Below are 9,324 nucleotides of genomic sequence, written 5' to 3'. Positions count from 1 at the left end.
GCGGGGGCCGGTGCTGGTGCCGGGGCGGGTGCGGGGGCGGGTGCGGGAGCCGGAGCTGGTGCCGGTGCTGCCGGAACAGGGGCAGGTGCTGGCGCCGCTGGAGCCACGGCTGCGGGCGCGGCAGGTATTCCGCCCTGGGTGGCTCCGGTTTCACCGCCCCGGGTTTCGCTGCCCTGGGGATCGGCGGTGACCGCAGCTGCGTTGGCCGCGGCCGCCACGGCAGCCAGGCGCGCCTCTTCGCGCTGCCGTTCGAGCCCGTCCACCCGTGCTGATTCGAGCTCCACTGTCGTGTTGCGCAGCTGTGCGAGCTGGTCCACCAGGACGGTCCGCCGGGCACGGGCATCCGCCACGGCGGCGGCTTGGGCAGCGTTGGCCTGCTCGGCACCGGTTTTCCGTGCCTCGGCGGTCCGGGCCGCCTCGTCTGCTGCCTTCCTGGCGTCTCCTGCTGCGGCCGTGAGGGTTTGCGATGCAGTGGCGGCAGAGTCGGCCGCCTCGAATGCGCGGCTGCGGCCGGCGGATAACGCCTGGAGGGTTGCCGCCTGCTGCAGGCTTTCGCCGGTTCCGCTGACCAGGGTCCCGAGTGTTGGGTTCAGGCCGCCGTTCCGGTAGAGATCGCCGGCCAGCTGTCCCACTTGCTTTCGGGTCTTGTCCTGCTCCGCCTGCGCGGCCGTTGCCCGGGCGGCGGCCACTGACGCGGCCTCCGACCGCTGCTGCAGCTCCACCAGGGCTTCGCTGTAGGAGTTGTTTGCCTGCATTGCCACGGCGAAAGCTGCCTGCTGGGCGTCCGAGGCGTCCCCAAGGATGCGTTCGATCGCGGCCACCTGGTCCGCCGTTGCCGCTGCGCTGGCTTTCGCCGCAGCAATGTCCTCAGGGGATGGAAGGGCGGGCGCAGCCGGCGCGGGCGCGGCGGGAAGGTGCGGTCCTGGGGCCGCTGCTGCGGGGAGTGCCACGGATCCAAGAAGTACGACGGCGGCGCACAGCACTGCCGCTTTCCGGCCGGACGCAGCCCGGGGCCAGGGCAAAAGCGATGCAGGCAGAAACCTCGACATGGACGGGAACCTCGCAGCGGTTGGGGCTGGGAGTGAGGTCCTGGTGGTGACACGGAGGTGCGCCTCGGCTGCTCGCCAGCAGTCCGAGGCTACGTCACCCGTTGCACATAAGCAACAGCTGTCACATCAATAACACTAATCACAACAGTGGCATTACAGCCGCATGCTGTGCGGCGTGTTGTCAGGCGTGCTGGCGTTCCTCGTGTTCGGAGTGGCTGGCCGGCTCGAGCTGGAAGGTGCAGTGGTCGGTGTCAAAGTGGGAGCCCAGGCAGGTGACAAGCTTGTCCAGCAGCTGGTCGGCGCCCCTGGCATTGAGGACGCCGTCCTCCACCACCACGTGGGCCGAAAAGACCGGGACGCCGGACGTGATGGTCCAGATATGAATGTCGTGCACGTCAGTGACGCCGTCCACGGAAAGGATGTGTTCGCGGATCATCTGCACTTCCACGCCCTTGGGGCTGGCCTCCAGCAGCACGTCCACCACGTCCCGCAGCAGGCTCCAGGCCCGGGGCAGGATCATCAGGGCAATGACGACGGAGGCGATCGTATCCGCCGCCTGGTATCCGGTGAGCATGATGACCACTGCCGCAACGATCACGGCGAAGGAACCCAGCAGGTCTCCCAGGACTTCCAGGTAGGCGCCGCGGACGTTAAGGCTTTCCTGATGGGCGCCGCGGAGGATCAGCAGCGAAACCAGGTTCGCCACAGCACCGAGGATGGCGGCGAAGAGCATGATGTCGGTGTGGACTTCGGGCACGGATCCGATCCTGCGGATGGCCTCGGTGAAGATCACTACTGAGATGACGATCAGGATCAGCGCGTTGGCCAACGCTGCCAGGACCTCGGCGCGCTGGTACCCGTAGGTCCGCTGGTCGCTTGCAGGCCTGCCGGCGATCCAGGCGGCCAGCAGGGCGATCGTGACGCCCGCGGCATCGGACAGCATGTGGCCGGCGTCCGCCAGCAGGGCCAGCGATCCGGACAGGATGGCGCCCACCACCTGGATCAGCACCACGCTCAGTGTGATCGCCAGGACGGCCACCAGCCGTTTGCGGTGCCGCCCGGTGGCGGTAATTCCGTGCGTGTGGCTGTGGTCGTGTCCCATGCCTACAAGGCTAGCCCCAGCCGAGCTCGTGCAGCCGCTCGTCCGAAATGCCGAAGTGGTGGGCGATCTCGTGGACCACAGTCACCGCCACCTCGTGGATGACGTCCTCGCGCGAATCACAAATTTCGAGGATGGGTTCACGGAATATCGTGATCCGGTCGGGCAGTGATCCGGCGTCCCACCAGGAATCCCGTTCTGTCAGGGGTACGCCCTCGTACAGTCCTAGCAGGACGGTGTCCGGGTCTTCTCCCGGTTTCGGTTCGTAGTCGTCCTCGATGAAGACGGCCACGTTGTCCATGGCCCGGGCCAGCTTGGTTGGAATGCTGTCCAGGGCGTCGGAGACGGCAGCCTCGAACTCGTCCGGAGACATGGTGAAACCCCGCGGTTCGTGCGGGCCTTCCGGGATGATGGGAAGGCCGGGCGGAAGGCTTGCTGGCATACCTCGACTTTAGTCGCGATTGTTCCCCGGGACGGCCTGGTTTGGCCCGGAAACGCCACCGGCGGCGGCACGGACACCAGCACCGCGGGTGCGTGCCCTGCGGCGGGTCAGGCTAACGCCCACCAGGCACACCAGCCCGCCCACCAACCCCCAGGCCGTGGGAATCTCTCCCAGCAGGAGCCATGAAATCAGCACGGTTGTCCCCGGGACCAGGTAGGTGGTGGCCGCCAGCTTTCCGGCGTCCACCAGCGACAACGCATACGCCCACGTGGTGAAGGCGATCGCGGTGGGAAAGATCCCCAGGTACACCAGCCCTGCGGTGGCCGCCGGCGGTGCTGCCTGAACCTCGGATACCAGCTGCCCGGCGAAAGGGAGGCAGCATACCGCGCCCACCAGGATTCCGAACCAGGTCGCCTGGGCCGCAGGGAACTTCCGCAGCACCGGCTTCTGGATGATGACGCTGACTGCGGCGAGCACCGCGGCAAGGAGGCAGAGCAGCACGCCGGCCATGTCCGTCGTCGTGCTTTCCCCTGGCCGGGCCGGCGCGCCGGATCCCAGTGCAATGAGGGCGACGCCGGCGAAGGCAATGGTGCTGCCGATGAGCAACCAGCGCGGAAAGCCCTCCTTGAGGAACATGCCGGCCATGATGGCCACCAGGATGGGATTGACATTGATGAGCAAAGCGCTGGTACCTGCATCGAGGACATGCTCGGCGGCATTCAGCGCCACGTTGTAACCACCGAACCACATCACCCCGTACGCCAGGATGGGCCACCACTCGCGGCCCCGCGGCATGAGGCGCGTCTTGAGTATTTTCGGCAGCGCCACGGCAGCCAGTACGACGGCGGCAATCGCCAACCTGCCCAGCGTCAGGGATCCGGGGGAGAAGTGCGGGCCGATGGCCCGGATGCCCACGAACGCCGAAGCCCACAGGCCCACGGTGACCGCCATGGCTGCGATCCCCAGTGCCTTGACCGGGGCACCCGCCGATGACGCCGAAGCGGGACTGCTGACAGGGGTAGTGGAAGGCATGAGCCCAATCTAGTCGCGCAGGCCGGGCCCGGGCTGGCGGAAATCGGCCACGTCTGGCCAACTTCCTGCCAAAGTTGGGCTGGCCGTGGGGCGGGGCACCTGCCTGCCTCGGCTAGGATGCGAACCATGGTCTCAAGCCCTGCCCCACCCCGTGATACCGCACGCCTCGTCAGGACAGTGATCTGGATTGTGCTGGCGCTCGCCGTCATCGGTGGAGTGGCTTGGTACGCCGTGTTCGCCGCCAATAAGGAGCAAAAAGCTGCCCCGCCGGCGCCGGGGTCCGAACAACTCGTCCGGGAGAACAGCTACCGCCTCACCACGCCGGCGGTGGAAAAGGCACAGCTGGTGGAGTTCCTGGATTTCGAATGCCCCTCGTGCGGCTCCATCCATCCCGTGGTGGAAGAGCTCAAGGCCGAGTTTGGCGACAGGATTACCTTCGTGAACAGGCATTTCCCCTTGGCGGCCCACGCCAACTCCGGCCAGGCGGCGCTCGCTGCCGAGGCAGCAAGCCAGCAGGGCCAATACCAGGAAATGGCCAGCAGGCTCTTCGAAACCCAGTCCCAGTGGGCCGGGCAGCAAACGTCCCAGGCGCCGCTGTTCCGCACGTACGCAGAGGACCTCGGGTTGGACCTTGCCCTGTTCGACGCCGCGGTGGCTGACCAGCAAACCGAGGAGCGGGTCCTGGCGGACATTGCCGACGGCGAGGCGCTGGGGGTCCACGGGACGCCCACGTTCTTCCTGAACGGCGAGAAGCTGACGCTCACCACCAAAGCCGATTTCCGGCAGAAACTCGCGGACGCCGTCAAATAGACGCATCAGCCCACTGTTGCCGCCGCAGGCTGGACGGCAGGAACTAGGTGGCCGCCCAGTCGAGGAGCTTGTCCACCGGCCAGGTGGTGATGATGCGCTCCAGCGGCACGCCATTACGTTCGGCCCGCTCGGCACCGTACTGGAGGAAATCCAGCTGCCCAGGCGCGTGGGCGTCGCTGTCGATGGAGAACAGGCAACCTGCCTCCAACGCGAGCTTAATCAGGTCATCCGGCGGGTCCTGCCGCTCGGGGCGGGAATTGATTTCGACGGCAACATTGTTCTCGGCGCAGGCAGCGAAGACTTCCTTGGCGTCGAATTCGGACTGGGGGCGGGTGCCGCGGGAGCCCTCCACCAGCCGGCCCGTACAGTGGCCCAGGACGTTGGTGTGCGGTGCCATAATGCCGCCGAGCATCCGCGCGGTCATGGTTTTACGGTCTGCCCGGAGCTTCGAGTGGACGCTGGCTACCACGATGTCCAGCCGGTCCAGCAGCTCCGGGTCCTGGTCCAGCTCGCCGGATTCCAGGATGTCCACTTCGATGCCCGCCAGCAGCCGGACCGTCCCGTCGTGCGGGCCGCCGCCCTTGCTGCCGTTGTTGATGGCGGCCACCACATCGAGCTGCTTCGCCAGGCGTTCGGCGGATAGGCCGTTGGCGATTGTCAGGTTGGGCGAGTGGTCGGTCAGGGCCAGGTACTCCCGGCCAAGAACCTCCGCGGCGGCAACCATTACGTCAATGGGGGAGCCGCCGTCGGACCATTCGCTGTGGCTGTGCAGGTCGCCACGCAAGGCCTTTCGGACAGCTGCTCCGCCGGCGGCCAGTGGCTGCGCGCCTTTCTCGCGGAGGTCAGCGAGGTAGTCCGGGACGGATCCGTCCACCGCCTGCTGGATCACCTGGAAAGTCCGGTCGCCGATGCCCTTCATTGACTTCAGTCGGCCGTTCCGCGCCCGCGTGGCCACTTCGTCCGGCGGCAGGGCGCTGATGGCGGCGGCGGCCTTCCGGAACGCCTGGACCTTGAAGGTGGCAGCGCGTCCGCGCTCCAGCCAGAAGGCGATCTCGTTGAGCGCTGCGACAGCATCCATCCGTCCATCTTCGCCCGTTCTTCCTGTTCAGGCACAGGTTTTTGGCCGATTTTGGATAATCGCAGAGTAGGCCCTATAGTTGTTGAGTCCAGTTCGGAGAAACGCAAAGGACAAAGACGGAAAGCCTCGCTTTACGCCTTTTATTTTGTTCCGAACGGGTTCTGGCCCCCATCGTCTAGCGGCCTAGGACACCGCCCTTTCACGGCGGCGGCACGGGTTCGAATCCCGTTGGGGGTACGCAAGGAACTGGTCAAGCAGGCAGAAAATGTCTGGTAGGCTGGAAGCCTTGAAAAAAGCAGTAGAGATACTGTGAAGCAAGAAACGCAAGGCCCTGTAGCGCAGTTGGTTAGCGCGCCGCCCTGTCACGGCGGAGGTCGCGGGTTCAAGTCCCGTCAGGGTCGCTCTGGTTGTCGGAAGAGATTTCGGCGGTCATGGTGACATGTCACCTAGGCTCTGTAGCTCAGTTGGTAGAGCGTTCGACTGAAAATCGAAAGGTCACCGGATCGACGCCGGTCGGAGCCACCACTGGGAAGCATCAGTTCGAATGAACTGGTGCTTTTCTTCTTTAACGGCACTTTTCAGGCTCAGGTTTTGCAACCGGACTTCCGGAGTTGTTTGGGTGGGTCCCGGCCTTGTTCGCATATCAGAGCCTTCGAGGGCCGGATTGGCGGACAAGCGCCAGACTTGTGACCGCCTGAGCGTGTAATTCCCCCGCACATGGCTGCTCCCCGGCTACCTGACCTGGTGATGGGTCCGGCTGCCGGGGAGCAGTTCATATGCTCAGTGTGACTGGCTTCCTGCGTCTGTCAGAGGAAATATCCCGAGACGTCTGCGATCAGATGTGTGGTGCCGGTTGAGCTGTTCGTGAGGCTGACCTTGCCATCCGGTCCCAAGGGAACAGTGACGCTGTTCGGGACAATCTGCCCGGCGGCGTAGTTCACGTTGGAGGCATTCGGCAGTGACGATCCGGACGGGTAGGCCGTGACGAAGCCGTTCCTGGTCGGATTGGCCACGGTCAGGTTGAAGATGGTCGCCGAGGCCGTTGCCGGAACCCCGCTGACCGTGCCGATCTGGACCGAGATGGTGCCGTTGGCGGCCACCGGGCTGCCGGACCTGGTGTCCAGGAAACGGGTGGGCGCAATCGGCTGGAACATGCCGGGAAGGGTTACCGGACCTGACATGTAGTAACCGGAAACGTCGGCGATCAGGTGCGCGGTACCGGTGGACTCGTTGTACAGCGATACCTTTCCGTCCGCTCCCACCGGAACCGTGACCCTGTTGGGGACAATCTGGCCCCTGTCGTAGTTGAGGTTGGATGCCGTGGGAATGGACGTCCCGGAGGCGTAAGCGGTGACAAATCCGTTAGAGGTGGAGTTGGCAACAGTGAGGTTGAAAGTCACTGCCGAAACGCCTGCCGGGATGCCGCTGTTGCCGCCCACCTGGAACGACACGCTGCCCTTTGGTGCCACGGGGGTTCCCGTGTTCCGGGTGTCCAGGAACCTTGCCGGTGCTACTGGACGGAAGGCTCCGCCTGCAACAGCTGTTCCTGCCGCGTAGTAGCCGGAAACGTCCGCTATCAGGTTGGCGGTGCCAGTCGACTCGCTGTAAAGCGTGACCTTGCCGTCGGCGCCCACCGGAACCGTGACGCTGTTGGGGACTGTTTGCCCGGTGTCATAGTTCAGGTTGGAAGCATTGGGCCGTGTGGTGCCCGACGCGTAGGCCGTGACGAAGCCGTTGGACGTTGGATTCGTAACGGTCAGGTTGAAGGTTACGGCTGCAACGTTCGCGGGGATGCCGCTGTTACCACCAACCTGGAACGATACCGTTCCCTTTGGACCGACGGGGCCGCCGCTGGACCGGGTGTCGAGCAGGCGCACCGGCGCCATGGACTGGAATGCCCCGGGGTCAACGGCTGCCTTGGTCAGGCTGTAGTCGTCGGTCACGAGTGTTCCGGCGCTGAACATCGTCAGCGACAGGGTCATGGCCGTGGCGCCTGCCGGGACCGGTGGTGAAGTCCACGTGGCTTGGGTAAACGTGGACGCTGGCCCGAAGTAGGGGCTCGAAGTCCAGTAGTGCCAGCTGCCCGTGCCGGTCCGGTAGTAGATCTCGAACTGGGTGTTGGCCGTTGACGTGTACCAGGCGGACATTGAGTACCGCTGCCCCGGTGTCACGGTCGGGGTGCACTGACCCGTGTCCTGTGGGGGCAGTATCTTGGCATTCCCGCTCTGGTAGGAGGACACCACCACCTGCTGGGCGGCAGTGCCCGTGTGGGCTGCCGCCACCGTGCTGTAGGTGTAGGTGTTGGTCCCAAATCCACCGGGAACCCAGCAGTAGGGTGCATCCCCGGCAATGGGGCCTGCCGTTTCGAAGCCCGGGTTACGGATGAGGTTGCCGGATGTCAGGGGCGCCGGTGGCTGTGGTCCGGCGGTATTGTTCTTGACAGCTCCGCCGATCACCTGGTCCACGGTCTTAACGACGATCCGGCCGGCGCTCTGCTCAGCCGCCAGGAAGTCGATCAAGGCGTTGAAGTTCGCCGTGGTGACGTTGAGCGGCTCAGTGTCCACGCCGATGTGGTGGAACGTGTACTGCATCCAGCCGCCGCCCGGTTGGGCTTTAAGGGTCAGGTCCTCCAGGTTCTGGAGGGTCCACGTGTTGTCGATCTGGTCCGGCGCCTTCGTGAGGAACGGGTCCGCCGGAGGCATTGTCTCGGCCAGCGGGAACGTCTCGGTTCCCGCGATGTGGCTGGCAATGTCACCCAGTCCCCGGGCGCTGTTGTAGCCGCATGTGTTGGCGATGCCTTCGATGGCCGGAGTCGACGAGGCGTAAGGATACGCGAAGCTGGTGATGCGGAAGCCCAGGTCCCTCAGGCTGATGCGGTCGTTGCAGATCTGCCGGGTGACCTCACCTGTATCGGCGAAGGCCAGGTCAGCGTGGGTGACGCTGTGGCCGCCGATCTCGTTGCCGGCTGACTGCAGGGCAAGGGCCTGGGCCGTTGACATGTAGGCGGCGTCAGCATTGAGGAAGCCAGAGGGAACATAGAAAGTTCCCTTCAGGCCCTTGGCATTCATATACGCCGCGGCACCGAGCTGGTCCGCATGCGCGTCATCGAAGGTCAGGGTGACCACCACGGGATCGGCCGCATGGGCGGCCGGGGCGAGGGCTACAGTGCTGACAAAAGTAGACAGGACCAGCAAAGCTGTTCCCGCCGCCGTGGCAGCGGTCCGGCCGGTCTTGAATGTATCCCGGAGCCGGCGCCCGGAAAACGTGGGCATGCTCCAGCGGCCTTTGGGCGGTGGAGGGGCTTTTTGCAGGGGCTGGCCTTTCGGGGCGCGCTGCATTGATCGTTCCATGCGATTAACTCGATTCAGAACAGCGGCTTGCCGGCCCACCCCCTACCCGGAATGGCCCGATCGAAACCGGAACGGGCGTTTGTTGTCTGCCATCCCAGCCTCTGGCTGGCCGACTGCTCCCAAAATATATTCGCTGGGTTAATGCGGCATGAGTGCCGGCTACCTGTCTTTGCCGCCGAACCACTCTATTGATCCTCGTTCTGTCCCCGGCCCGTCGGGTCTGCCGCATCCGCGGCGACAGGCGACGCCGAAAAAGATTTGTCAGACATCTGAAACATTTGACTGTGAAAAATCGTTGTGGCACGCGCGCGCCTTGGGTTGCGTAAGCGCTTGCATAAATGAGTCAAACTAGGTTTCCGGACGGATGACACACGTTTGAAATGTGCTCCCGGCCCTGCCTAGCGTGGACACCGGCCCGGACATCGCCCCGATGTCGCCAGGGCCCGCTTCGGGACTCCACCCAG

7 protein-coding genes and 3 tRNA genes are annotated in these 9,324 nt (G+C 65.0%); 4 read left to right on the top strand and 6 right to left on the bottom strand.

What is annotated here, in order from left to right; genetic code table 11:
- The 4 genes from UC32_RS04645 to UC32_RS04630 form a co-directional block, all read right to left on the bottom strand.
- The coding region (locus UC32_RS04645; RefSeq protein WP_045730100.1) for a hypothetical protein at positions 1 to 1,049 on the bottom strand (1,049 nt) is incomplete at its 3' end.
- Positions 1,050 to 1,230: 181 nt separating this feature from the next.
- Positions 1,231 to 2,151: a cation diffusion facilitator family transporter gene (locus UC32_RS04640; protein WP_045730075.1), complete on the bottom strand. Its 921-nt coding sequence runs from the start codon at positions 2,149 to 2,151 to the stop codon at positions 1,231 to 1,233.
- A gap of 10 nt (positions 2,152 to 2,161) precedes the next feature.
- Complete coding sequence (locus UC32_RS04635) at positions 2,162 to 2,590, bottom strand: metallopeptidase family protein (RefSeq protein WP_045730074.1); 429 nt, start codon at positions 2,588 to 2,590, stop codon at positions 2,162 to 2,164.
- Between the two features lie 9 nt (positions 2,591 to 2,599).
- Complete coding sequence (locus UC32_RS04630) at positions 2,600 to 3,622, bottom strand: DMT family transporter (protein ID WP_045730073.1); 1,023 nt, start codon at positions 3,620 to 3,622, stop codon at positions 2,600 to 2,602.
- A 126-nt stretch (positions 3,623 to 3,748) separates the two neighbouring features.
- On the opposite strand from UC32_RS04630, the gene UC32_RS04625 reads away from it, so the two are divergent.
- Positions 3,749 to 4,432 (top strand): DsbA family protein, encoded by a 684-nt coding sequence (locus UC32_RS04625; RefSeq protein WP_082071905.1) that lies wholly within the window; start codon positions 3,749 to 3,751, stop codon positions 4,430 to 4,432.
- A 43-nt stretch (positions 4,433 to 4,475) separates the two neighbouring features.
- Here the strand turns inward: UC32_RS04625 and UC32_RS04620 are convergent, their stop codons facing one another.
- A complete protein-coding gene (locus tag UC32_RS04620; RefSeq protein WP_045730071.1) occupies positions 4,476 to 5,510 on the bottom strand; it encodes a PHP domain-containing protein in 1,035 nt (344 codons plus the stop codon).
- Positions 5,511 to 5,674: 164 nt separating this feature from the next.
- Between UC32_RS04620 and UC32_RS04615 the strand changes: the two genes are divergently transcribed.
- From UC32_RS04615 to UC32_RS04605, 3 genes are all read left to right on the top strand, one after another.
- Positions 5,675 to 5,747 (top strand) — tRNA-Glu (locus tag UC32_RS04615).
- A 90-nt stretch (positions 5,748 to 5,837) separates the two neighbouring features.
- Positions 5,838 to 5,911 (top strand) — tRNA-Asp (locus UC32_RS04610).
- Positions 5,912 to 5,959: 48 nt separating this feature from the next.
- Positions 5,960 to 6,035: transfer RNA gene (locus UC32_RS04605), tRNA-Phe, on the top strand.
- A 281-nt stretch (positions 6,036 to 6,316) separates the two neighbouring features.
- Here UC32_RS04605 and UC32_RS04600 read toward each other — a convergent pair.
- The gene (locus tag UC32_RS04600) at positions 6,317 to 8,782 is read right to left on the bottom strand and encodes a polysaccharide deacetylase family protein (protein ID WP_045730070.1); all 2,466 of its coding nucleotides are present in this window, start codon (positions 8,780 to 8,782) and stop codon (positions 6,317 to 6,319) included.
- Positions 8,783 to 9,324: the final 542 nt, after the last annotated feature.

It is taken from the genome of Pseudarthrobacter chlorophenolicus, from assembly GCF_000962805.1.
Lineage (GTDB): Bacteria > Actinomycetota > Actinomycetes > Actinomycetales > Micrococcaceae > Arthrobacter > Arthrobacter chlorophenolicus_A.
This window is presented reverse-complemented; position numbering and strand designations above follow the sequence as displayed.

Coding starts and splice junctions, on each gene's coding strand:
- UC32_RS04640 (WP_045730075.1), bottom strand. CDS start 2,151: ATGGGACACGACCACAGCCACACGCACGGAATTACCGCCACCGGGCGG.
- UC32_RS04635 (WP_045730074.1), bottom strand. CDS start 2,590: ATGCCAGCAAGCCTTCCGCCCGGCCTTCCCATCATCCCGGAAGGCCCG.
- UC32_RS04630 (WP_045730073.1), bottom strand. CDS start 3,622: ATGCCTTCCACTACCCCTGTCAGCAGTCCCGCTTCGGCGTCATCGGCG.
- UC32_RS04625 (WP_082071905.1), top strand. CDS start 3,749: ATGGTCTCAAGCCCTGCCCCACCCCGTGATACCGCACGCCTCGTCAGG.
- UC32_RS04620 (WP_045730071.1), bottom strand. CDS start 5,510: ATGGATGCTGTCGCAGCGCTCAACGAGATCGCCTTCTGGCTGGAGCGC.
- UC32_RS04600 (WP_045730070.1), bottom strand. CDS start 8,782: ATGCCCACGTTTTCCGGGCGCCGGCTCCGGGATACATTCAAGACCGGC.